Below are 24,296 nucleotides of genomic sequence, written 5' to 3' on the forward strand. Positions count from 1 at the left end.
ATCTCAGACTTCTATAGCTTTATTTGATCAATTCATAAATAGCTTCAGCATAGATTGCTGCTGCTCGGAAGAGATCGTCCAAGGCGATAAATTCATTGGCTTGGTGCATGGTATCGATTGAGTCTGGGAACATAGCACCGTAGGCAACCCCGCGTTCAAGCAAGCGGCCAAAGGTACCACCACCGATGACTTGTTCGTGACCTTGAAGCCCAGTTTGTTTTTCATAAACATTCAACAAGGTTTGCACAAGTGGATCTTCCATCGGTACATAGTGAGGTGTATGACCATGTTCAGAAAGGCTAACAGAAGCAACTGGCAAGTTTTCTAGGATTGACTTGATTTGCTCTGGGCTTGTTCCTTTTGGATAACGGAAGTTGAGGGCAATGGTATTGTCAGCACTTGTTTCGTCAAAGCGGAAGACACCCGCATTCATAGAAAGGTCACCCATCTTTTCATCCACATGAGCAACCTTGAGATTTTCACCCTCATGGTCATTCAAGAGAATCTTACCAGCGATTTCAAGGTAGTCTTTGGCTGGTCCAGCAAAGTCAAACTGGCTGAGGAAGAGTGCTAGGTAGGTCGCACCATTGACACCTGAGACAGGCATAGCACCATGAGCTGATTTCCCAATGATGGTCACCTTGTATTTGCCAGCATCTTCTTGAATTTCTCCTCTGAGTTTGTGTTCTGCAACAAAGGCATCTAGTTTAGCTTGCAAGTCAGCCAAATCACCTGAAACGACTGCTGTCGCTGATTCAGGTACCATGTTTTCACGTAAACCACCTGTGAAGCTGTGAAGGCGGGCAGCACCTGCATTTTCACCTGCAAAGTGGAGGTATTCTGTGATATTTCCTTTTTCACCATTAATGATAGGGAATTCAGCGTCTGGAGAGAAACCAAAGTCTGGTTTTGCAAGTCCTACATGTTCAAAGTAGTAGTCCATATCTGCCCAGCCTGATTCTTCGTCCGTTCCGACGATGAAACGAACTTTTTTAGAAGTTGGAAGGCCCAATTCTTTGATGATTTTCAAGCCATAGTAACAAGCTGTTGTAGGCCCCTTGTCGTCTGAAGCCCCACGCGCATAAAGACGACCGTCTTTGATAGTTGGTGTGTAAGGATCTGTGTCCCAACCGCTACCAGCTGGCACCACGTCCATGTGAGCAAAGATTCCGAGAACTTCTTCTCCTTCACCAAACTCAAAATGCCCTGCGTAGTTATCGACATTCTTAGTTGGATAGCCGTCACGGTCTGCGATTTCAAGGAATTTTTCCAAGGCTTTTACTGGACCAGGTCCAAATGGATGCTGCGCATCTGCCCTGCTATCATCACGTTCTGAGTTGATTTCCAAAAGGCTAAACAAGTCAGCCAAAAGGTTTTCTTTGCGTTTTTCTACTTCTGCTGTAAAATCAATTGTTGTCATTTTTTCTTCCTTCTATCTTTTCTCGATGATTTCATCCACTGGCAAGCGGTAGCTTGGTTCCAATTTTTCATCTGTGTAACCCACTGTAATCAAGAGTTCTGGGCGGAATCGGTCTTCAATGTCCAAAACTTCGTTGGCTTTTGATTTGTCAAATCCAAGAATAATGTTAGAATCGATTCCCTGGTCAGTCAAAGCAAGAACTAAGTTCATGGCTACTAGTCCCGCATTAAGGGCCAAGTAGTCACTAACTTGCTGTTCACTGTAACGTGCAAATTCAGCAGGCAGATTCTTCATAAAATATTGAAGTTGCTCTTCAGAAAAGTTATTAGCGCCGCCAACTCGGGCAATCTTACGAGCACGTTTAGCCAAATCTGTGTCTGTAAACAAGGCAATGGTTACAGGTGCTGATGACACCTGCTCAAAGTTCGAACCATATGCCAACTTTGCCAGTTCAGCATTTTTTTCACGAACAACCACAAACTTCCATGGCTGGCTGTTGTGGGCACTTGGGGCCAAGGTTGCGATTTCGATAGCCGTACGCACATCTTTGGGATCTACTGGTTTATCAGTAAAATGCTTAGTCGCATGACGTTTTTTATTTAATTCAAGAAATTTCATAATCGATTTCCTTTTCTAATTCTACTGCATCCATTCTACCATATTTTGAAAGAGCTTGCAGAGATTTTTCATAGGAAAAGCAAGAGCAAAAAAAACGGCTCTGTGCAGTTTGTAGTAATTATTCTATATCACTCACTATAAAATTAGCAAATGGAATCATACTGAGATAGCTTCTCCGTTGTCACTTCTTCCAACTTTTTCTTTACCTGACCTTTTATGGCCGTATCCATCTGTGATTTTATTTTCCCAATAGCGACTTTTGTCTCCTCCGCACTTTCTCTCACTTTTTCTTTATAGTTGGTTTGCAAAGAATTTTTTTCCTTTAAGATTACTGTCGCCATTGTATAGATTCTATTCCTCTCCATCATGCGATACATCTGACGTAAAGCAAATTCATATTCTTCATCTGTATAATATTCATTTAACGGCGCGAGCATATGACCTCCTTAAATCTCCGATTGTCTGTTCTAACTCATCTTGCTTTTTACGATAATCTCTGTTTAACAAATCCTCTCGATACTGCAATTCATCTTCTCTACGCCTACATGCAAACTGAGAATCCTCCATCAATTGTTGTAAACTCCTATAAAACTGTTCTCCATCTTGGTAACTGTGTTGTCCTTTTTGAAGAAAGGCATCCATTTTGCCAGCTTCGTCTTCTACGATTCGGGCAAGGCGGTCTCGACGTTCATAGAGTTCGTTGCGTTGATTCGTAAACGTTGCTTTCCGCTTTAGATACTCATCTTCCAAACCATAATACTCTCTTTCTTTTGCTTTTAACTTTTGGAAGACTAAATCCGACTGTTCCATTTTCTAAATTCTCCTGCCAATTCCTTATCTGTAGCTAGTTTATTCTCAATGACTTGGATAATCTGTTGGTTAAGGGTATCAAACTCTGTGGCTAGTTTTTCAGCCTTTTGATTCATTTGCTCAAAATCTTGCTCAACTGAACCGACAATCGTATCCTGAGTCACACCTTCAGACGCAAAAGTCGATAGGACTTCGTCATAGCTCAGGTATCGGAAACTACTAAAGTCAAGCTGATTCCATAGTTCTTGTGCTTTTGACACCACCTCCTCTTGAAGGTGCTTGATGTCGTCTGCACCAGCTCGAGCCGCATTAGCCATTCCTTCCCCTAGAGCCATTCCCTGCAAGCTATCCAAATATATCTCTTCCCTACTTGACAAGCCATCTGCCGAGAGGTAGCTTTTTATTTTTTGGTAGCGGTACATACCTGCTGTTGTTTCTGCTAGCGCTGTTACTTTGAGATTCGTGACTCGTTTTCCGTCCAAATCAACTAGCTGGCCGTTCTCATCAAATCGCCACTGGGACAAGTTATGATATTCTAACTTGTCACCCCAGTTATCTTTTGCAGGATAGATATAGGGATAGATGGCTGTTTGAGTCGTATTTCCCGTAATATTCCCAATAACATCATACTTATGACGATAATTGCGAAATTGTTCTGGATGTTCTTGCATGTACTTGATTTCTTCTTTCGAAATCAAGTTATGAATATCTGGCCCGTTGTACCCAACATTGGCATAACCTCGCTTTAAAGCGACATACATAGCCAGAGACTCTCCAAGCGAATGCCCCGCAGTTGTGATTTTAGCAGAGGGATCTTTTTGCCTGACCTCTTCCTCCACCTCCTTGGCATAATTCAAAGCTGTCACAAACTGAGAATCTACTTCTTTCGCAGAATTTAGTCCTGAACGAGACTGTAGTTTATCCCTCCCAAGCCCTAAAGACTGTGCATCCGTTTCAAGATCCTTTATGTCATCTTTATTCGTTCCTGCATAAGCAATCACTACATGGCTATAATCCACATTCCCATTTTTATCCACAGGAGCAACCGCCATCGCCTGCATACCGTTGGAGATGTTGTCTTTTGCACTAAGAACTCGAAAAGTTTGTCCATTTGATTTAAAAATCTTATCGTCTCTCCAAGGTCGTTTTACTTTTCCTGCATCAACATTATAAACTCCATCGACAATATCATTATAATTTTTATCTGTTATTTTCATCACTTACTCCAATATTTCACTTTAATATTATCTATTGTTTGTTGATTAGTGATTTCATTTTTTTCTTGTAAATTTAATCTTTTATTCCAACTAATTACATAATTGTCAGTTTTATCATTAAATTTAAAGAAAGTAATTTCCATTTCAAGTTCTTTATTTAGAGTTAATAACGCAGTTCTTGAACCTGTTGTAGCATTATTTTCTACATCATTAAATTCTATTTCATTGATTCCCTCGTAATGATTAACTAAATACAATACCATCCTCTCCTGTTCAATTCTCATTTTCTCTTCCAACGTTTTTTCTTTTTGATGATTTAAACTAAACATTACAATTCCTCCTATTACACAGATTACTAAAGCAATAATACCCCATTTTTTACGCTTATTCATGAACACACCTCCTTATATTATTCTATAAAGCAACTAGCCCCAGTTACCTTATAGTATAACATAAACAGCTATTTTACTGAACATTGGCATAATTCAAAGCTGTCACAAACTGAGAATCTACTACTTTCGCAGAATTTAGTCCTGAACGAGACTGTAGTTTATCCCTCCCAAGCCATAAAGACTGTACATTCGTACCAAGATCCTTTATGTCATCTTTATTCGTCCCTGCATAAGCAATCACTACATGACTATAATCCACATTCCCATTTTTATCCACAGGAGCAACCGCCATCGCCTGCATACCGTTGGAGGTGTTGTCTTTTGTACTAAGAACTCGAAAAGATTGTGGATCCTTTCTTAACTCATCTCCTGCTTTCCATGGAGTTAAATTCTTGTTTTTATCGACTTCATATACTTGGTCAACTAAGTAATTAAAACTTTTATCCGTAATCATATTATCTCACCCAATAAATAACTGTTATATTTGACATAAGTGAATCACTATTTATTACTTCCGGATTCTCTCTTTCTATTAATTTATTTCCATTACTTTGACTAATATGCTTTCCAAAACCTATTTCATCCTCTGCCATCAAGTTTTGAACAGAAAAAGTGACAAATATTTCGTCATTGACAATGGCATTAGAAGTCCAAGTTCCTGTTAATTTATTCTGTTGAAAACTTGTAAACTCAATCTTCTCAACCTTTTCATAATGACTAACTAAGTATAACGCCATCCTATCCTGTTCGATTCTCATTTTCTCTTCCAGCGTTTTTTCTTTTTGTTGATTCAAACTAAACATTACAACTCCTCCTATAATACAGATTACTAAAGCAATAATACCCCATTTTTTACGCTTATTCATTAACACACCTCCTTATATCATTCTATAAAGCAACTTGGTCTCAATTACTTTATAATATAGGACCAATAGCCACTATGATCTTGTGCATTGAATTCAAGATTAGCATGGTTCAATAGCGATTTCCTTTTCTAATTCTACCGCTTCCATTCTACCATATTCTGAAAGAGCTTGCAGGGATTTTTCATAGAGTTAGTACTTCTTTTAAACTCTCTGCTATTTATTTGTAGCTCTTTAAGTAGGTATCGCTTTAGATTTGAAGCAATCAAAAAGCAGGTGATAATTCACCTACTTTCTCATATTATTGACCAGATGTGTATGGAGCAACTGCTTTATACGCTGACTCCAGTGCTTTCTTCATTGTATCACGTCCAGTTTTCAACTGTTGAACAAATAGAGTACGAGTTTGTTCTGGCACTACTGTATCATCAGAACCAATACTTGAAAGGCTTTCGTTAAATGACTCTCTTACAGTCTCCATAGACTTAAGCGCTGGTTCAACTTGGGCGTTATATGCTTCTTTTCCACTCTCTGGAATTTTCTCCCCAATTTCAACTGCATGCTTTTTATAATTGTCGACTAGTTTACCAAAGACTTTCTTCACATCTCCAACAGTTTTAGCATTGTCAATTTCTTCATCGGTAATCAAAACAACCTCATTATTTTCTGTCTTTGAACTAGACGTTGTTGATGAGGTCTCTGAAGAAGAAGTTTGTCCTACAGAGCTTGAATTTTTAGCCGAAGAATCAGACGTTGTTTTCCCTGAACATGCTGCTAAAACAACAACAGATAAAAGAGCCATACTGGCTGTAATAATTTTCTTCATAATGTTCTCCTTTTTATTAAGAATTAAGTTCATTGTATAACAAAATAATTTCAATGTCAAACTTTAGCTAAACCATCTTTTCTTCCTTATTGTCTGACTCTTTTCTAAGCGATTCGACTACAAACCTCTCTTCAAATTAAGGGCGTCCATTTTATTTCTAACTTTGCAGAAAATCAAAATAATCTTTCACATCCTCTACATATCCATGCTTTTCGATTAAACTAGCTAAAAGTTCCAGATTGTCCCCCCGATAGTTGTCTTCTCGTCGTAGCTCTTCATACATTTCGATAAAGGGAAGGCCTTTGGACTTGGCCAATTCTAACTCCGCTTCATAATCATAAGCGACTTTACGAAATTGGATATTGACCAATTCCCCATCTTCAACCTCTATCACAGCATACTGGGCACGGTGATTTTTTAACTTTTCCCAATTAAAATAGGGCATACCAATCGTACCTGGATTGATGATTTGTTGCCCTTGACTGCCGTAACGAAGCAACTGCTTGTGGACATGACCATAGACTGCCACGTCCGTTTCCTCATCTAGGAGTTGGTCAAATTTATCTGTATCATTCTCAACCAACAAGTCACCACCATAATTTTTGTCAGGTAAATTATGAGAGATAGAAAAGCGCAGCCCGTCAACTTCTTTCTTTTTCAGCAAAGGCAAGCTTCGTAGCCAGACAATCGTTTCAGGATCCATTCGCTCCATCAAAAATTGTGTCATTCGCATGAGCTGGATTTCTTGCGGATCTTCCAAACCGTATTCGCCATCCAAGGCCTCAAGGACACAATCATCCCAATTTCCTCGAACACTTGCTGTGATAGGAAGGTCTTTTAGCAGGGCGACCAAGTCATTTGCACCTGGTCCAGGAAGAAAAATATCTCCCAGAAGCCAATATTCACTGACTCCTTGATTTTTAGCATCTGCAATCACTGCTTCTAGTGCCGTAGCATTGCCATGAATATCTGATAAAATTGCGATTTTATGGTTCATCATAATCTCCTTTTGTTTGGTAGTCCACTCTTTCTTCCGCCACTTGAGCCAATTCCACTTCTTCCTGAGGGTTCAACTTTCTTTTCACATCTTCTGCGACTGCTCTTGGCACACCAACTTCGACAATTTCATCCACACTGGCTTCCTTGATTTTAGTGAGAGACTTGAAATGCTTCATGAGATTCTGCTTGCGTTTAGGTCCCAATCCTTCAATTCCATCCAGTTGTGATGAAAAGGAATTTTTCGAGCGCAGTTGGCGGTGAAAAGTGATAGCAAAGCGATGCACCTCATCTTGGATGCGTTGGAGGAGGAAAAATTCCTGAGAATTTCGGGATAACTCCACCACTTCCAGCGGATCTCCAAAGAGTAGCTCATGGGTTTGGTGCTTGTCATTCTTTTGCAGGCCTGCAATTGGGATATCCAAACCCAGCTCTTCTTGGATGACTTGCTTTGCGATATTGACTTGACCTTGTCCCCCATCAATGACAATCAAATCTGGCGGGGTTAAACCTTCTCGTTGTACTCGACCATAACGTCTGCGAATGACTTCACGCATACTGGCATAATCGTCTGGACCAACAACCGTTTTTATCTTGTACTTACGGTAATCCTTCTTACTCGGTTTGCCATTGACAAAGACTACCATAGCTGAAACAGGACTGGTTCCCATGATATTAGAGTTATCGAAGGACTCGATACGTACTGGGGTCGGGATTTGGAGCAAGCGTCCCAGATTTTCAATAGCCCCTTGGGTCTTTTCGACAGATTTTTCTAGCAGATTGAACTTCTGCTCCAGACTAACACGGGCATTCTTTATAGCCAAATTGACCAGTTGTTTTTTCTCTCCACGCTGAGGTTTAAGAATCTTGGTATCCACCAAGGCTTTGACAGCTTCTTCATCGATATCCTGCGGAATCAGCACCTCATTGGGAACCAGGTGGGATTTTTCTTGATAGAATTGTCCCATATAGGTCAAAAAATCCTCATCCGGATCATTGTAGTAAGGGAAGAGGTTGACGTCCCGCTCAATGAGTTTTCCCTGACGAACAAAGAAAACCTGGACACACATCCAACCCTTGTCCACATAGTAGCCAAAGACATCTCGATTTTGGAGATCCTTTGCCATAACCCGTTGCTTGGTCCGAAGCGTTCCAATGGCCTGAATCAGATCACGGTATTCCGCCGCACGTTCAAACTCCATACTTTGAGCTGCCTTTGCCATCTTGCCCTTGAGGTCATCGATAATTTTGTCATCCTGTCCTTTTAGGAAATCAGAAACCTCCTGAGCCATGGACTTGAAATAAGCCTCATCTTTCTTACAGATGGTGTGAGCCATACATTGGCCGATATGGTAATAAAAACAGACTTTAGACGGCGGATTGGTACATTTCCGAAAAGGGAAAATCCGATCCAGCAACCGCTTAATTTCATTGGCTGCCCCCACATCTGGATAAGGGCCAAAATAAAGACCACCGTCCTTCTTGACCTGACGGGTGATAATCAAGCGAGGATAACGCTCATTGGTGATTTTGATGAAGGGATAGGACTTATCATCCTTGAGCATGATATTGTATTTAGGCTTATTCTCCTTGATCAGGTTGATTTCTAGGAGAAGTGCCTCAATATTAGACTCAGTGACGATAAATTCAAAATCCACAATCTCAGACACCAGAGCCTCCGTCTTGGTATCATGACTTCCACGGAAATAGGACCGCACGCGATTGCGCAGATTTTTAGCCTTTCCTACATAGATAATAGTACCATTTTTATCCTTGTGAATGTAGCAACCAGGGCTGGTTGGTAAGAGCTCTAGTTTTGATTTGATCAAGTTGTTCATAGTTCCATTATAGCAAAAAGGCCGTAACAGGACGAACAAAAAGCCCCACCAATCACTTGTTGGAGAAGCTTTGATTTTATTTTAGATTGTACCAACTTCATCTAGTCGCTGCTGGTATAGAGTTCTTGAACAGCTGTCACATCCCGAGGCTGAATTCCATAGTAGGAACCTGCCGGCTGCATGACAGAAGTCTCGTTGGTATGATCCAATCCGATGGCATGCCCCAGCTCGTGCTCCGCCGTGTGCACAATCCGTTCATAAGAATATCCATAGTTTGGATTAGATAGATAATAGTGATTCAGGCGAACCGTTACAGATATAAATTGTTTGGTTAACAAATTGGTTTGACTCTCGGCTTGCCCAGCTACAGCTGTCGATCCATCATTCATCTCACTTGCCACAATATCTGCCTGACTAGAATCCGCTACCACCTCAAAGGTAAAGGCTCCCGTTTGATTCCAGTTTTTTATGGCTTCTGCATAGGCGCCTTGGAAGGTCTCATCCATTTGAGGCTCAATATAGATGCGAGCTGAGGCATGAGCCCACTTGCCTTCTGCATGTTGGTGACTGTCTGTCTGAGACAAGACTTCCAGCGTTCCCGTCTCTTTCCATTGATTCCAGCCACCTTGACCAATCTTGCTCATTTTTTCAACCTGATTGACCGCAGAATGAAAATCACCTGTCAGATACCAAAGCACTCCAAAGGCAATGAGCAGTAGAATGACCACAGTCCAAACCAGACGCCAGAAGAAACGCCAAATTCCCAACAGAAATCGGAAGAATAATCGAATAATCCAGAACATGACATTCCACCTTTCATAAAAATAAGAACCTATCTTGAAATCGCATTTTCCTTGATCAAGATAGATTCTCTATTTTACTGAGAAAAGCTGAAAGAAACCTAAAACTAAGATAAACGTTCTTCCAAAACAAAGTCAATTGGTAGTGTAGCTAAAAAACGTTCCAATTGTTTTTCCCAGTAGTACCACTCGTGCTTACCTGGACTATGACTATAGGTCACTTCAAAACCAAGCTTTTTGAGGTTTTTCACTGCGAGATTATTGGCAGAGTATAGATAGTCTTGCTCACCACACCAAGCCCATAGTTTGGTCTTTTTATCGGATTTTGCAGCCATGCTTTCAAGCGAATGAGGACTAGATGTCCAGTCTTTAATCTCTCCAAAAACTCCTCGCCAGTAGGCAAGTGACCCCAGATCCTGACTTTCAGGAGAAAATTCCTGAAAACTGAGCGCACCAGAAAAACTAGCCGCATGAGAAAAACGATTCGTCGATAGAGCGAGTTTGAAGGAACCATAACCTCCCATGGAGAGGCCTGCTATAAAGGTCTTTTCTCGCTTGCTGGTCATATTGGGGAAGAAACGTTTCATGACCTGAGGTAACTCTTCTGCTAGAGCAGTATAGTAGTTATAGCCATACTGAGTATCTGTGTACCAGCCATTATTTGTATTGGGCATGATAACAATGAGATTAGTTCCACGCAACAAGCGTTCGACATTGGTACGTTTGAGCCAGCTATTTTGGTTTCCTGACATTCCGTGCAAAAGATAAAGGACAGGAATATCTGTGCAATCTGGTTCAGTCACCCTACTAGCATCTGGATAGAGTACGGTAACTCCCCACTCCATATCCAAAACTTCTGAGTAATACTCAATATTCATAACTGCCATGGTTTTCTCCTTTATACTATTCTATAAGAAAAAGCCGAATTTCGACTTTTTCTGTAGGTATTCTGCTTATTATTTTGCTTCCATCACGACTGGCAAGATTGCTGGGCGACGCTTGGTTTGATCAAAGAGATATTTGGTCAGATTGTCACGAACCTTGCCTTTGAGCTCTGCCCAGTCAAAATCATCACCTTGAAGATACTCTTCTACCGTTTGGTTAATCAATTCTGAACTTTCACGAAGAATATCGCGACTCTTCTTAAGATAAACAAATCCACGCGTGTGAACACGGGCCTTAGCCACAATTTTCTTCTCACGACGGTTGACAGTGATCGCCACGATAAAGATTCCATCCTCTGACAAGACCTTACGGTCACGAAGGACCACATTTCCAACATCCCCGATGGCATTTCCGTCAATCAAGACATCACCTGCAGAGACTGCTCCAGCTGGAACAAAGTCTCCATGTTCATAAGACATGGTCGTTCCCTTTTTAGGGATGAAAATGCGCTCTGGCAACATCCCAACTGCCATGGCAGCCTTGGCATGCGCATCCAACTCACGGTACTCCCCTTGGATAGGGAAGAGATACTTGGGTTGCAAGAGATTAATCATCAACTGCAGATCACGCGCATTCCCGTGTCCAGATACTCGCAAGCTTTGGGTAATGAGTTTCACAACACCACCAGCTTGGTAGATCATATTTTCCACACGCGCCATGACAGCTTCTTTTGCAATAGATGGAGTGGTTACGATATAGACCAAATCCCCATCTTTGATTTCCACATAACGGTGGCGACCAATAGACATCTTACGAAGTCCATTAATAGGCTCACCCATACGACCCGTCTCAAGGATAATCAACTCATGGTCTTCAAAACGAGACATTTCTTTGGGTTTGATCAAGAGACTTTCGTTGGCTAGAGACAATTTTTTGAGACGAATCGCTGTGCGGACGATATTTTCAACATCAAATCCAGTCAAAACAACACGACGACCTGTATCCGCAGCAGCATCAAAGACCTGCTGGATACGAGAGAGGTTGCTGGCAACTGCGGCAACGATGATACGACCTTCCCAGTCTGCAATGGTCTGGGTAATTTCATCCCCAACTTCACTCTCGCTCGCCACCTGGATATTGCTGTCTGCATTGGCTGAATCACTGAGGAGTGCCAAGACACCATCACGACCGATTTCTGCCAAACGAGCAAAATCCGTCGCATAGGATTTACTAGCCGTCTGGTCAAACTTGAAGTCACCTGTGTAAACAATACTACCTTTTGGAGTTTTCAAGACAACTCCAAAACTTTCTGGGATGGAGTGAGTTGTACGGAAGAAGGAAACTACAGTTCCTCCAAAGTCAATCTCCGTATTTTCATCAATGACATGGAAGTCATTGAATTTCTTAACCGTATCATTTCCTTTGACAAAGAGTTTGGCCAACTCAATGGTCAACTCAGAGCCAAACACAGGAACCTTAGCCTCTGCCAAAAGATAAGGCAGGGCACCAATGGCATCCGCGTGTCCGTGGGTCAAAAAGACTCCTGCGATACGGTCGCTATTTTCAAAAAGGTAGTCCATATTTGGAATGACGACATCAACCCCTAGTTGTTCATTTTCAGGGTATTTAAGTCCTGCATCCAAAATAAAGATAGATTCATCGATTTCAGCAATGTACATATTTTTCCCATTTTCTCGTACACCACCAAGTGTTGTTAAACTGATATTACTCATTTTTCCTCCGAAACTTAATTTATCATGATTATAGGGTAGGTTTACCCTCTTATTCTAAAAGTTCTAAAACTTTCAGCCGAATCTTTTCCTACCATTATATCATTTTTTTGATGATTTTCAAAATGAAGATTTGTTTTCAAAAAAAGAGCTGGTTGCCCAACTCTTTCCTAACTTCTACTATTTCTCCATTAAAAAATCATACATTTCTTGCACGGTACCCAGCGCCATCATTTCTTGGTCTTTGACAGTTTGTTTGAGATTTTGGTAAATCTGACTTTCAGAAATTTCCCTTTTCGGCGCTTCTTTATTGACTGTCATGACACCATCTTTGATCGTCACAAAACCTAACTCCTCAAAGACTTGAATCATCTTAATCAGCAAGATTTGTTGGATATTGAGATAAGCCGCCAAATCCTTCAGCTTATAGCGAATATCAAACTCTGGAAACTGGTAGATGGTCTTGTACAATTTGGCAAACTGTTCTCTAGTTCCATAACCCGTCAGATAGTAGGCCTTGTCAATATCATTTTTGAAATAGACAGCTGAGAAATCCTGTTCTTGAAAAATAGTCTTCAACAGGGTGATATCTTCAGGAATGGTTTTTACAACCACAGCTTCACTGGTTGCTAGATCTGGCAAATCTCCAGAGAAATCCAAGACTGGAACCCCTTCTGGCAAGACTGCATTCTTACCACGAATGTTAAAGAGTTGAACACCTTCCACACGCGCATCTACCATCATCAACTGGAGGGCAGTTTGACCATTCCATTGGTTGACAGACAAGGTGACTGCCAATTCTAGGTTTTTTGTTTGAGCAAACTCTGTTGCCCATCTGCCTTGTCCGAAGGCCACCACTTCAAAAGTCGCCTCACCCTTAGAGATTTTTAGCTTGAGATGAGCATTACCTGCCCCCATGGTACGGGCACTTTCAACCTGAAAATCCTTGATATAAAAGACAGGTTTCTGATTGTCCATTCCAAAAGGTGCCAAGCGTTCAAAGCTTTTAACCGTTTCCAAGCTAAGTGTCTCCAAATCCAGCTCTTCATCTAGATTTAACTTGTTCTTACCACTAGCATCTGCACCTTTTTCACGGACATAGTCTTCCAAGACCTGAGATAAATCTGAGAGTTTCTCAACTTCCAGCGTCATTCCTGCTGCACCAGCATGGCCGCCAAAGGCTATGAAAAGGTCTCGATGGGGATCCAGAGCTTCAAAAATATCGACCGCTTCCACACTACGAGCACTGCCCTTGGCACGATCTTCTTCTATATTAAGAACGATGACTGTCTGCCCTAGTTCTTCCAACAAACGACCAGCAACGATACCCAGAACGCCAGGATTCCAGCCTTCCTTGGCCAAAACCTGGACCTTCTTCTCAGGATCCACCATGGTCTTAGCTTCTTCGTAGATTGACTGAACGATTTCCTTACGTTCTTCATTTTTCTGGTGAATCATGAGGGCAATCTCGTGAGCTTCCTCGTCGTCAAATCCAGTCAGCAAATCAATGGCAGGATTGGGATCATCCAATCGCCCCAAGGCATTTAAACGAGGAGCAATCTGGAAGCCAACCGTCTCTTCTGTCACTTCGTTCGCAACAATCCCAGCCATGTCTAGCATTTCTTGCAAACCGATACGCTGAGTATGTCCCAGCATTTCCAGACCATATTGAACCAAGATACGATTTTCATCCGTCAGGCTTACCATATCTGCAATGGTACCGATAGCGACCAAATCAAGCAATTCCACTTGCACTTCTTCTAAAAGAGCGCAAGCTAGCTTGAAAGCCACTCCACAACCAGCCAAATATTTGAAAGGATAGTCCGCATCTGGATGCTCAGGATGAATAATGGCGTAGGCATCTGGCAAGGTTTCAGGCATGGAATGATGGTCGGTCACAATGACATCCACTCCCATAGACTGGGCCAGTTCAATGGCCTCGTGACCAGCAACCCCATTATCCACTGTCACAATCAAGGAAATACCCTCTTGCTCGATAAAGTATTTATAGACACTGGCATTGGGACCATAGCCATCGGTAAAACGATTTGGCAGATAAACTCGGCACTCGGCGCCAAGCTGTTCCAAACTTTCCTTAACAATAGAAGCTGAAGTCATGCCATCCGCATCGTAGTCTCCATAGATGAGAATATTTTCCCCTTCTTCAATGGCCTGACGAATCCGTTCCACTGCCTTATCCATATCATGGAGCAGGTAGGGATCATGCAAGTCCTCCAAGGAAGGTTCTAAAAACTTCTTTAGACTTTCTTCATCCTGAATCCCTCTTTCAAATAATAACCGAGCCACTTCAGGACCCAGTCCAGCCTTCTTGGCTATCTTTGTAAAATCCGCATCTTCAACCTGCGGGGCAAACTGCCATTCATAAGTAGGAGTTATCAAAAAAACATCCACTCTTTCTAAGAATTCTATCGTTTCATTATAACATGATTTAGGCTTTTTCTCTATCCAGATTGCTTTTTTATAAAATTTTAGTGAATTTTTTTCAGATATGATTTGACAAGAACATTCTTTTGGTGTAGAATCATGTTATAAAATCTAACACAAAGGAGATCTCTCATGGCTTTAGTAGAATTTAAAAACGTCGAAAAATATTACGGAGACTATCACGCACTCCGCGACATCAATCTCCGTTTTGAAAAAGGACAAGTTGTTGTCCTGCTTGGACCTTCTGGTTCTGGGAAATCCACTCTTATCCGTACCATCAATGGTTTGGAGGCTGTTGACAAAGGAAGTCTCCTAGTCAATGGACACCAAGTCGCAGGTGCTAGCCAGAAAGATTTAGTTCCTCTTCGTAAGGAAGTCGGCATGGTTTTTCAACATTTTAACCTTTATCCACACAAAACAGTGTTAGAAAACGTGACACTTGCGCCCATTAAAGTTCTAGGAATTGATAAAAAAGAAGCTGAAAAAACAGCCAAAAAATATCTGGAATTTGTAAATATGTGGGACAAGAAAGATTCCTATCCGGCCATGCTATCTGGTGGACAAAAACAGCGGATCGCCATTGCTCGTGGTCTTGCTATGCATCCAGAACTCCTCCTCTTTGATGAACCAACATCTGCTCTTGACCCTGAAACCATCGGAGATGTTCTAGCAGTTATGCAAAAACTGGCACATGACGGGATGAATATGATCATCGTTACCCATGAAATGGGATTTGCCCGTGAAGTTGCGGACCGCATCATCTTTATGGCCGACGGAGAGGTTTTAGTAGATACGACAGATGTCGATGACTTTTTTGACAATCCAAGCGAACCTCGTGCCCAACAATTCCTCAGCAAAATTATCAACCACGAAAGTGACAAAGTCAAATAAGGAGGCGCCTATGAAAAAGAAACTCTTTTTATCAGCATTATTGATTAGCCTTTTCAGCCTTGTTTCTGCCAAACCAGTCCAGGCTGATACCAGTGTCGCGGACATTCAAAAAAGAGGCGAACTGGTTGTCGGTGTCAAACAAGACGTTCCTAATTTTGGCTACAAGGATCCCAAGACAGGGACTTATTCTGGTATCGAAACAGACCTGGCCAAGATGATTGCAGATGAACTCAAGGTCAAGATTCGCTATGTGCCTGTTACCGCTCAAACCCGCGGTCCACTACTAGACAACGAACAGGTCGATATGGATATTGCGACCTTCACCATCACAGACGAGCGTAAAAAACTCTATAACTTCACCAGTCCCTACTATACGGATGCTTCTGGATTTTTGGTCAACAAATCTGCCAACATCAAAAGCATTGAGGACTTAAACGACAAAACCATCGGAGTTGCCCAAGGTTCCATCACCCAACGCTTGATTACCGAACTGGGTAAAAAGAAAGGTCTAACCTTTAAATTCGTCGAACTTGGTTCCTACCCAGAATTGATTACTTCCCTTCACGCTCACCGTATTGATGCCTTTTCCGTGGACCGTTCTATCCTGTCTGGCTACACCAGCAAACGCACAGAGCTACTAGATGATAGTTTCAAGCCATCTGACTACGGTATTGTTACCAAGAAATCAAACACCGAGCTCAACGATTATCTTGATAGCTTGGTCACTAAATGGACCAAGGACGGTAGTTTGCAGAAACTTTATGACCGTTACAAGCTCAAACCATCTAGCCATACTGCAGATTAAGGAGGACACCCCATGACAGATTTATCATCTTGGACAGCCTATTTTCAGGATTTTGGACAATTTTTCAATGGTTTCCTCTTCACCCTTGCCCTAGCGGTTGGATCCTTTATCCTCGCCATGGTTTTGGGCATCTTCTTTGGAGCCATGTCAACTAGCAAACGCCCATTCTTGCGTGTTTTGGCTCGTATCTTTGTCGAATTTTACCAAAATACTCCCCTCTTGGTGCAGTTTGTCATCGTCTTTTATGGTTTGCCTCTTATCAGTGAACACACCATCATGATTCCGATTTATTGGACTGCTGTTCTCTGCGTGGGACTCTATCACGGCGCTTATATCGCTGAGGTTATTCGTTCAGGGATTCAGTCTATTCCTAGCGGTCAGATGGAGGCCGCCTTGTCACAAGGTTTTACCTATATCAGTGCCATGCGCTTGATTATCTTGCCTCAGGCCTTCCGTATCATCCTTCCTCCTTTGACCAACCAAATCGTTAACCTCATCAAGAACACCTCGACAGTTGCTATCATCTCTGGAGTGGACTTGATGTTTGTGACCAAGTCTTGGTCAGCTCTCAATGGAAACTATATTCCAGCCTTTTTAGGTGCTGCTCTTCTCTACTTTGCTCTATGCTTCCCTGTTGCCCAGTTTGGTCGCAAGATGGAGCAAGCCAACAAAAAAGCTTATTCACTTTAGGAGGTTACTATGGAATCTATTTTAGAAGTTTTGACCCCAGATAACCTAGTCTTTATCTTTAAAGGATTCGGCTTAACTCTCTACATTTCTCTGATTGCTATCGTCCTCTCGACCCTTATCGGAACAGTGCTAGCCGTCATGAGAAATGGGAAAAATACTGTCTTACGGATCATCTCCAGCATTTATATCGAGTTTGTACGTAACGTTCCCAACCTTCTCTGGATTTTCACCATCTTTTTGGTGTTTAAGATGAAGTCCACACCAGCTGGTATCACTGCCTTTACTCTCTTTACATCAGCAGCCTTGGCTGAGATTATCCGTGGTGGTCTCAATGCCGTAGACAAGGGACAATACGAAGCAGGAATGTCGCAAGGATTTACCTCTGTGCAAATCCTCTACCATATCATTCTCCCACAAGCGATCCGTAAAATGCTGCCAGCTATCATTTCTCAGTTTGTAACCGTGATTAAGGATACCAGTCTTCTCTACTCTGTAATCGCTCTACAAGAACTCTTTGGCGCCAGCCAAATTCTCATGGGACGCTATTTCGAACCAGAGCAGGTCTTCAGTCTTTATATACTGATTGCCTTAATTTACTTTATCTTTAACTTTGCTATTTCCAGCCTGTCTCATAAGCTAGCCAAACGTTGGCAACAAGCAGCAGAATAAAAAAAGAAATGTGAACTCAAAACAAGGGTTCACATTTTTATATTTTCATTCAGGCGGATTGTCCCAATAATCGTCAACATCATAGCCAATCATAATAAATCCAACAGGAATTTCACCATCATAGGTACCAAACGGAAATAAAAATTTATTTTGCTACTCTGATACCTATAATTTTGGTATCTCCCATACATTTTTTCCATATGAAACACTGTTCTAACAGCTCCACAACTTTTAATTCTTTATCAGTACCATTTTCTATTGGATTTTCTCCGACAAAATACGGACACTTAATGTATTCAATTTTATAAATCAATTCTTTCGAAGTCTTTTATAGCTTTCTGATAAGAAAACCAGGTGCATAAGTTAAATATGGCAACACCAAAAAGTAATATTACTATCTGTAGTACGTTCAAATTTGAAGAATCATTCAAACTTTCTAATCCAGGAATATGGTGTAATATCTCTCCCATGAATATTATGACAGTTGCGACTGCGCAGAATAGGATAAAAGGCTTCCCAATCTTATAAGCTGTTTTAAAAAAGCCTCCGAGAAAAACACTGTTAAAGGTTGCAAATACAAGCATTATATAGCCAAGATATGCAGCATTTGCATTCATCAACGGATTTGTCACATACGGTGTGGCATCTCCTAAGAGTCTCATCCGAATAATCGTCAGAAAAAGACATAATATGAAAGCTATGCACTCGATAGATAAAACAAATAAATATTTAGACGTAACCACATCTTGTTTTCTAACTGGCAACATGACCGTGTAGGTGATGTCATCACATTCTCGAACTTGTTGATAAGTATAAAAAATACCAAGACAGATAAAAAAGGAACCGACAAGAATAGGATACCTTGGAATCATCGTAATAGCTGAAAAAGTTATAAACCAATAGCTCAAAGGATTTGCTGTTAGTTTCATTTCTTTATAGAGAAGTTTTCTCATCACAAATTCACCTCTTCCCTTTCAATATGCACCATAATATCTTCAAGTGTGGATTTTTGCCCTATTTCTTTCGTGTAATGACTGATAAAATCCTCTTTTCTCTCAGATAAAAGCAATTCACCATTTTTTATATAAGTAATCGTATCTGCACACTTCTCTAAATCACTAGTAATATGAGTAGAAAACAAGATTGCTACTCCTTTTTCTGCTAGTTTTCGAAAGATTTCATTCATCTCATCTCTAGATACTGGATCAAGTCCACTGGTTGGCTCATCCAAAATCAAAAGTCTAGCCTGATGAGAAAGAGCTAAAGTAAGATAGAATTTTACTTTCATCCCCTCAGACAGTTCCATAATTTTCTTATTTTCATCAAGTTTAAATGCATTAAGATAATGACGATACGATTCATCATCCCAGTTATCATAAAAAATACGAGTAATGGCGACAATATCCTTTAATTTTTTTCTTTTATAATAATTGGTTCCCCCCACCACATAACCAATTTGTTGTTTAATTTCATCTTCATTATCCGGATAATCCATTCCAAGAATACGGACATTCCCTGCATCAGGGTGAATAAGATTGAGGATGGATTTAATCGCTGTAGTCTTACCTGCTCCATTCCTGCCGATAAAGCCCATAACTTCACCGGCCTTAATCTGAAAGCTAATCGATTTTAGTTCAAAAGCCGAATATTTTTTTGTCAGATTATTTATCTCCAGAACACATCCCATATCATTCATCCTCTTTCTCTTCAAAAGCAATTTCAATCAAGTGAGCAAAGGCTCCCTTCGGTGGTATGGCAATTCCACGCTTTTCATCACCAAGAAGCAGAATCGTATCGCCCGGTTTGATATTAAAAACATCGCGCGCCTGTTTTGGTATTACTATCTGACCTTTTTCTCCAACTGTAGCTGTCCAAGCATATTTACCTTTTGGTGCTTTCACAACTATTACCTCCTTATAGTATGATTTGTATAACTAATTATACTATTTATCCTAAATAATACAAGTGCAGATTGCATCCAGTTGCCATCATAATAAAATGCTCGTAAAAATCTGTACCACTCGTCCCAAAACTAAGACCCTTAAACACCTTAACTCTAACTTTTTGTAAATGGTGCTTATTCATTAACTACCCTCTCTAGGAAATATGTGACTACAAACAAAATCGAGAATTAAAAAATTTCATAGGCACATTGATACCATAAATCAAAAACAGTATTATCTTCTCCTACATGAGAGGACACTCCTAAAATCAGGAAAATGAAACTAAGATTTTTAAAAATATCTTATTGCAAACAAAAATATAATATGCTACAATACTTTTGACAAAACGTGTCGAAAGGTAGAGAATTGACAAAGATAATTGATTTAAAGCGAGAAAATATTCATAAAGTGCGATCCTGTTTTTACCAAGGAGGAACATGGACCAAGAATCAGTTATCCAGTCGAACAGGAATTTCTCTGGCGGGAACTACCAATATCTTACAAATATTAGAGAATAGTGAAGAGATTGAATTTGTAGGGAATGCCTGTTCAACTGGTGGTAGAAAGTCAAAATTGTATCAATTGAGAGAAGATCATATCCACATTGGGACGATTATTCTTAGTCACATCTTTTCTCAATACAGAATACGTGCAAACTCATTTAATCTGGGAGGCCATTCAGTTTATGAACAAATTTTAGTAAGTCCCACAGGGACATTAGATGAAATCCTCAATGTAGTAAAAAAACTAATTACTAGTGATCCACTGATTCAGGTATTAGTACTTAGTTTTCCTGGTATTATTGGAGAACAAGGAGAAATTATCTATTCTGATTTTGAACATATCAATCAAAAAAATCTTCTAAGGTCACTTTCATCCCTTACAACGATACCCATTGTTTTAGAGAATGATGTTAATGTTGCTTCTCTTGGGTATTGTAGTATTCACCCAGAATTTAGAACACTGGCCCTTCTCTATCAGCCAGATACAGATTTTGCCGGTTCCGGTATTATCATCAATAAAAGATTGCACCGTGGAAGAAATGGTTTTGCAGGGGAAGTCGGCTATCTCATGAATGGATATAAACCTGCAAATCGCCAATCACGTTCAAATGACTTCACATTTCTTTTATTAAATCAGATAACAGCATTAATATCAGTCATTGCTCCAGATGCTATTGCATATTATTGTCCATCTTTACAAGAAGATATTAAAATTTCCGACACCCATCTTCCTAAAGAATTCCAACCAACCCTTGAAAGATTGACTGAGATAGACCCCTTCATACTGAACGGAGTTCAATCAATTGGAAAAAACAAGATTCTAGAAATCAAAAGAAGAACAATCTAACAAGGAGAACTAAATGATTTCGTTGTTGTTAGCGGTTATCTATCTGGCCTTTATTAGTTTAGGCTTACCTGATGCTATTTTAGGAAGCGCTTGGCCAAATATGTATCGTAGCTTAAATTCAACTATTACCGGGGCAGGCTCCATCTTTCTGATTATTTCTGTTTGTACAATAATTTCTTCTTTAAATGCAGATAGAGTAATTCATAAATTTTCTACAGCTAGAGTGACAACAGTTTCGGTAGGGCTAACTGCTTTATCCTTATTTGGTTTTTCTTTTTGCCAAGAATATTGGCAGCTATGCCTATGGGCTATCCCCTATGGTCTTGGTGCAGGAGCAGTTGATAGCGCACTGAACAACTATGTAGCATTGCATTTTTCTTCCAAGCATCTATCTTGGCTACATTGTATGTGGGGGGTAGGGGCTTCTATCGGTCCTTATATCATGGGAATGATTTTGTCAAGTGGTTACGACTGGCCTGTCGGTTACAGAATAATTGGAATCATACAGGTTATACTAACAACTATTATATTTATTTCTTTACCTTTATGGACTGCAAAAGAACAAGGGATGAAGTTAGAATATAATAGGGATATTCTTTCAATTTCCCAAGCATTACAACTTCAAGGTGCCCCTCAAATTTTGCTTTGTTTTTTTGGATACTGCGCTCTTGAACAGACGACTGGACTTTGGGCAGCTAGTTGGTTAAATGTAGTCAAAGATATTCCAGCAGAAACAGCAACATCCTTCGCTTCAATATTTTACATAGGAATCACTGGTGGCAGAGCAATTTCTGGTTTCATTGCAGAAAAACTTGAAGATAAAAATATGATTCGCTTAGGGTTCATTGTAATTTTCATAGGTCTGATTCTCCTTACCTTTAGCTTTCATTATACAATTGCTTTAATAGGACTTGCTACTGTTGGTCTTGGTTGTGCACCGATTTATCCAAGTATTATCCATTCTACTCCAGAGCGTTTTGGAAGGGAAAATAGTCAGAGTTTAATTGGCATTCAGATGGCTTCTGCCTATATCGGCTCCGCCTTTATGCCAAAGCTTTTTGGAATCCTAAGTGATGTCAGCAATATTTCAGTTTATCCATTCTATCTTTTGTTCTTTCTATTCCTGATGTTTATCATGCATGAGTGGGCTGAAAATAATTAATAGTGTAGAAAAATATTGATAAGAACTTTTTAACAGTCAATTAGCTTATGAATCGGTGGAAAAATAGGTATTTCACCTAGAAAAAGTGGTTTTGGCTATACCATGTCAATAATTAGTGGAAAATATAAATGGAACATTCAATTATCAATAGATCTTGGAATAAGGAAATCTCCAGAAGAATATACAATTCACGAATTATATAAAGAGAGTAAACATTAGTTGAATCACATCAAAACTTAATTTTTCAATTTCCTATATTTAATTTCTCTAGTCCGTCGTTATTAAAAAAATGGATAGACGCTATATTAATTTGTAGTTGGTTCTATAGTAAAAATGGAGGAGATTAATTAGAAGATAGAAAAATCGCATTGGCGGTATCTGCTAGTATCTAGGAAAAGGATTATCAATCTGACGGGAAATACCACTATACTCTTGAACAAGTACTGGTTTCCTTTAAGATTTTATTGTCGTGGACATTATCGTGATTTCTTTGCTTTTTATGGTTCAAAGAAGATACTCGATAGAACATATTTTCTACAAAGGGAAAAATTGAAAAAAGCGCTTCTGACTATATTCAATTCTTAAGGCATCTATATATTCTGTTATATTGACTTCACTCTTTATTCCATTTTATCTTATCGTTTGATATTTTATCAAAGATAACTATAACTTAACAAGAAAGGATAACACAATGACAATCTCTATTGAACACGTAGGTGTTTGGGTAAATGACTTAGAAAAAATGAAATCTTTTTATGAGAAATACTTTAATGCCGTTGCAACGAAAAAATATTATAATCCTAAAACGGAATTCTCATCTTACTTTTTGAATTTTGAAAATGGTGCACGTTTAGAACTTTGTCATCGCCCAGATATTGTAGAAAAGAATAAAAATAGTTTTGGATTTTACCATTTAGCTATTGCTGTAGGAGACAAAGTGGATGTTGATACATTTGCAAAACGCTTTGAAGAAGATGGTTTTTCTATTCAATCCGGTCCGAGAACAACTGGTGATGGGTACTATGAAGCAGTTGTATCTGATCCCGAAGGTAATTTACTGGAATTAACAACACATTTAAAATCGTAAAATAAAAAAGGAGAAAAATCATGATCCACAAACTTTGCAAAGAATTCTCTCAACTGGAACAAGTAGAAGCTATCGCTCTTGGTGGTTCACGTGCAGGACAAGACTACGATCAAAATTCTGACTATGATGTCTATGTCTATCTTAACTCACCTATTGACGAAAAAACTCGTCAAATCATTCTTAGCAACTATTGCTCCTATATGGAAATTGGAAACCAGTTTTGGGAGTTAGAGGATGACTGCGTACTAGACAACGGTATCCAAATCGAGTTGATTTATCGTTCGCTGGAGTCGTTTGAACAGGAATTGAACTCAACCGTTTTTCAGCACAAAGCTCAAAATGCCTATACAACTTGCATGTGGCATAATCTACTCCACAGCAAGATTTTATACGACCCGAATGGACACTATGCTTCGCTCCAAAGAACCTACCAGATTCCCTATCCACAGGAACTCAAAAAACAGATCATCGAAAGGCAACTCCTTTTGCTAGAACAAGCCATGCCTGCCTTCTCTCACCAAATAGAAAAAGCTATCAAACGCCAAGATCTTCTCAGTATGAATCATCGTACGAGTGAGTTTTTTGCTTCCTACTTTGACTTGTTATTTGCGCTCAATGAGCAAACCCATCCTGGTGAAAAACGAATGTTGGAGTACGCAAAGACCAATTGTACACTCCTCCCTATGCAATTTGAAGAAACTATTCGCAAGTATTTCCAACTACTCTACCAACCGCAACAAGGAGAACAAGCGGTTGTAACCTTACAAACTATCTTAAAACAACTAAAGGACATTTTACCATAGACCCAAAAGAAAATGTGAACCTCTGTTGCTGGTTCACATTTTTTTGTCGTTGACTG

The 24,296-nt window shown here is 40.0% G+C and carries 26 protein-coding genes and 1 pseudogene; 9 read left to right on the forward strand and 18 right to left on the reverse strand.

Annotation, left to right across the window (positions count from 1 at the left end):
• Positions 1–19: 19 nt before the first annotated feature.
• From pepV to recJ, 15 genes are all read right to left on the reverse strand, one after another.
• Entirely contained in the window at positions 20–1,420 is a 1,401-nt protein-coding gene (pepV, locus tag B7705_RS09145) for a dipeptidase PepV (RefSeq protein ID WP_084949109.1), read from the reverse strand.
• A 12-nt stretch (positions 1,421–1,432) separates the two neighbouring features.
• Positions 1,433–2,038 carry a nitroreductase family protein gene (locus B7705_RS09150; protein ID WP_084949110.1) on the reverse strand — a complete coding sequence of 202 codons (606 nt, stop codon included), beginning with the start codon at positions 2,036–2,038 and terminating at the stop codon, positions 1,433–1,435.
• Between the two features lie 143 nt (positions 2,039–2,181).
• Complete coding sequence (locus B7705_RS09155; protein WP_000880830.1) at positions 2,182–2,475, reverse strand: hypothetical protein; 294 nt, start codon at positions 2,473–2,475, stop codon at positions 2,182–2,184.
• Positions 2,456–2,848, reverse strand: coding sequence for a hypothetical protein (locus B7705_RS09160; RefSeq protein WP_084949112.1), 393 nt, complete (start codon positions 2,846–2,848; stop codon positions 2,456–2,458). Before B7705_RS09160 ends, B7705_RS09155 begins: the two co-directional genes overlap by 20 nt.
• Positions 2,830–4,065, reverse strand: coding sequence for an alpha/beta hydrolase family protein (locus tag B7705_RS09165; protein WP_084949114.1), 1,236 nt, complete (start codon positions 4,063–4,065; stop codon positions 2,830–2,832). The genes B7705_RS09160 and B7705_RS09165 overlap by 19 nt, the downstream gene beginning before the upstream one ends.
• Positions 4,065–4,457, reverse strand: coding sequence for a hypothetical protein (locus B7705_RS09170; protein ID WP_084949115.1), 393 nt, complete (start codon positions 4,455–4,457; stop codon positions 4,065–4,067). The genes B7705_RS09165 and B7705_RS09170 overlap by 1 nt, the downstream gene beginning before the upstream one ends.
• Positions 4,458–4,530: 73 nt before the next feature.
• Positions 4,531–4,911 (reverse strand): hypothetical protein, encoded by a 381-nt coding sequence (locus tag B7705_RS09175; RefSeq protein WP_084949117.1) that lies wholly within the window; start codon positions 4,909–4,911, stop codon positions 4,531–4,533.
• 1 nt (position 4,912) lies between these two features.
• Positions 4,913–5,323, reverse strand: coding sequence for a hypothetical protein (locus B7705_RS09180; RefSeq protein ID WP_084949119.1), 411 nt, complete (start codon positions 5,321–5,323; stop codon positions 4,913–4,915).
• 298 nt (positions 5,324–5,621) lie between these two features.
• Positions 5,622–6,146, reverse strand: coding sequence for a hypothetical protein (locus B7705_RS09185; protein WP_084949120.1), 525 nt, complete (start codon positions 6,144–6,146; stop codon positions 5,622–5,624).
• A gap of 157 nt (positions 6,147–6,303) precedes the next feature.
• A complete protein-coding gene (locus B7705_RS09190) occupies positions 6,304–7,143 on the reverse strand; it encodes a metallophosphoesterase family protein (protein WP_084949122.1) in 840 nt (279 codons plus the stop codon).
• On the reverse strand, positions 7,133–8,980 hold the full coding sequence (gene uvrC / locus B7705_RS09195; RefSeq protein ID WP_084949123.1) for an excinuclease ABC subunit UvrC: 1,848 nt from the start codon (positions 8,978–8,980) through the stop codon (positions 7,133–7,135). The genes B7705_RS09190 and uvrC overlap by 11 nt, the downstream gene beginning before the upstream one ends.
• A 101-nt stretch (positions 8,981–9,081) precedes the next feature.
• Positions 9,082–9,783: a M57 family metalloprotease gene (locus B7705_RS09200; protein WP_084949125.1), complete on the reverse strand. Its 702-nt coding sequence runs from the start codon at positions 9,781–9,783 to the stop codon at positions 9,082–9,084.
• Between the two features lie 104 nt (positions 9,784–9,887).
• Entirely contained in the window at positions 9,888–10,667 is a 780-nt protein-coding gene (locus tag B7705_RS09205) for an alpha/beta hydrolase (RefSeq protein WP_084949127.1), read from the reverse strand.
• A 69-nt stretch (positions 10,668–10,736) separates the two neighbouring features.
• The gene (locus B7705_RS09210) at positions 10,737–12,398 is read right to left on the reverse strand and encodes a ribonuclease J (RefSeq protein ID WP_084949128.1); all 1,662 of its coding nucleotides are present in this window, start codon (positions 12,396–12,398) and stop codon (positions 10,737–10,739) included.
• Positions 12,399–12,575: 177 nt separating this feature from the next.
• The gene (gene recJ / locus B7705_RS09215; protein ID WP_162284896.1) at positions 12,576–14,795 is read right to left on the reverse strand and encodes a single-stranded-DNA-specific exonuclease RecJ; all 2,220 of its coding nucleotides are present in this window, start codon (positions 14,793–14,795) and stop codon (positions 12,576–12,578) included.
• Positions 14,796–14,972: 177 nt separating this feature from the next.
• Here recJ and B7705_RS09220 point away from each other — a divergent pair, with 177 nt between their 5' ends.
• The 4 genes from B7705_RS09220 to B7705_RS09235 are packed head-to-tail and all read left to right on the forward strand — an operon-like array spanning position 14,973 to position 17,895.
• Positions 14,973–15,731, forward strand: coding sequence for an amino acid ABC transporter ATP-binding protein (locus tag B7705_RS09220; RefSeq protein WP_084949132.1), 759 nt, complete (start codon positions 14,973–14,975; stop codon positions 15,729–15,731).
• Between the two features lie 10 nt (positions 15,732–15,741).
• Positions 15,742–16,536, forward strand: a complete 795-nt coding sequence (locus B7705_RS09225) for a transporter substrate-binding domain-containing protein (RefSeq protein WP_084949133.1) — start codon at positions 15,742–15,744, stop codon at positions 16,534–16,536.
• A gap of 12 nt (positions 16,537–16,548) precedes the next feature.
• Positions 16,549–17,226 (forward strand): amino acid ABC transporter permease, encoded by a 678-nt coding sequence (locus tag B7705_RS09230; RefSeq protein WP_000131156.1) that lies wholly within the window; start codon positions 16,549–16,551, stop codon positions 17,224–17,226.
• A gap of 9 nt (positions 17,227–17,235) precedes the next feature.
• On the forward strand, positions 17,236–17,895 hold the full coding sequence (locus tag B7705_RS09235; RefSeq protein ID WP_084949135.1) for an amino acid ABC transporter permease: 660 nt from the start codon (positions 17,236–17,238) through the stop codon (positions 17,893–17,895).
• Positions 17,896–18,197: 302 nt separating this feature from the next.
• On the opposite strand, the gene B7705_RS09240 is transcribed toward B7705_RS09235, so the two are convergent.
• The 3 genes from B7705_RS09240 to B7705_RS09250 are packed head-to-tail and all read right to left on the reverse strand — an operon-like array spanning position 18,198 to position 19,796.
• Entirely contained in the window at positions 18,198–18,848 is a 651-nt protein-coding gene (locus B7705_RS09240; RefSeq protein WP_084949137.1) for an ABC-2 transporter permease, read from the reverse strand.
• Complete coding sequence (locus tag B7705_RS09245) at positions 18,848–19,582, reverse strand: ABC transporter ATP-binding protein (protein WP_193431912.1); 735 nt, start codon at positions 19,580–19,582, stop codon at positions 18,848–18,850. The genes B7705_RS09240 and B7705_RS09245 overlap by 1 nt, the downstream gene beginning before the upstream one ends.
• Before the next feature lies 1 nt (position 19,583).
• Complete coding sequence (locus tag B7705_RS09250; protein ID WP_084949140.1) at positions 19,584–19,796, reverse strand: AbrB/MazE/SpoVT family DNA-binding domain-containing protein; 213 nt, start codon at positions 19,794–19,796, stop codon at positions 19,584–19,586.
• 408 nt (positions 19,797–20,204) lie between these two features.
• On the opposite strand from B7705_RS09250, the gene B7705_RS09255 reads away from it, so the two are divergent.
• From B7705_RS09255 to B7705_RS09275, 5 genes and pseudogenes are all read left to right on the forward strand, one after another.
• Positions 20,205–21,188: an ROK family protein gene (locus B7705_RS09255; protein WP_084949142.1), complete on the forward strand. Its 984-nt coding sequence runs from the start codon at positions 20,205–20,207 to the stop codon at positions 21,186–21,188.
• A gap of 13 nt (positions 21,189–21,201) precedes the next feature.
• Entirely contained in the window at positions 21,202–22,350 is a 1,149-nt protein-coding gene (locus B7705_RS09260; protein ID WP_084949144.1) for an MFS transporter, read from the forward strand.
• A 230-nt stretch (positions 22,351–22,580) separates the two neighbouring features.
• A pseudogene (locus B7705_RS10015) lies at positions 22,581–22,697 on the forward strand (NAD(P)H-dependent oxidoreductase); the annotation flags it as partial.
• Between the two features lie 344 nt (positions 22,698–23,041).
• Positions 23,042–23,437, forward strand: a complete 396-nt coding sequence (locus tag B7705_RS09270) for a VOC family protein (protein WP_084949145.1) — start codon at positions 23,042–23,044, stop codon at positions 23,435–23,437.
• Between the two features lie 20 nt (positions 23,438–23,457).
• On the forward strand, positions 23,458–24,240 hold the full coding sequence (locus B7705_RS09275; protein ID WP_084949147.1) for a DUF4037 domain-containing protein: 783 nt from the start codon (positions 23,458–23,460) through the stop codon (positions 24,238–24,240).
• Positions 24,241–24,296: the final 56 nt, after the last annotated feature.

Source organism: Streptococcus oralis subsp. dentisani, assembly GCF_002096685.1.
GTDB lineage: Bacteria > Bacillota > Bacilli > Lactobacillales > Streptococcaceae > Streptococcus > Streptococcus oralis_AD.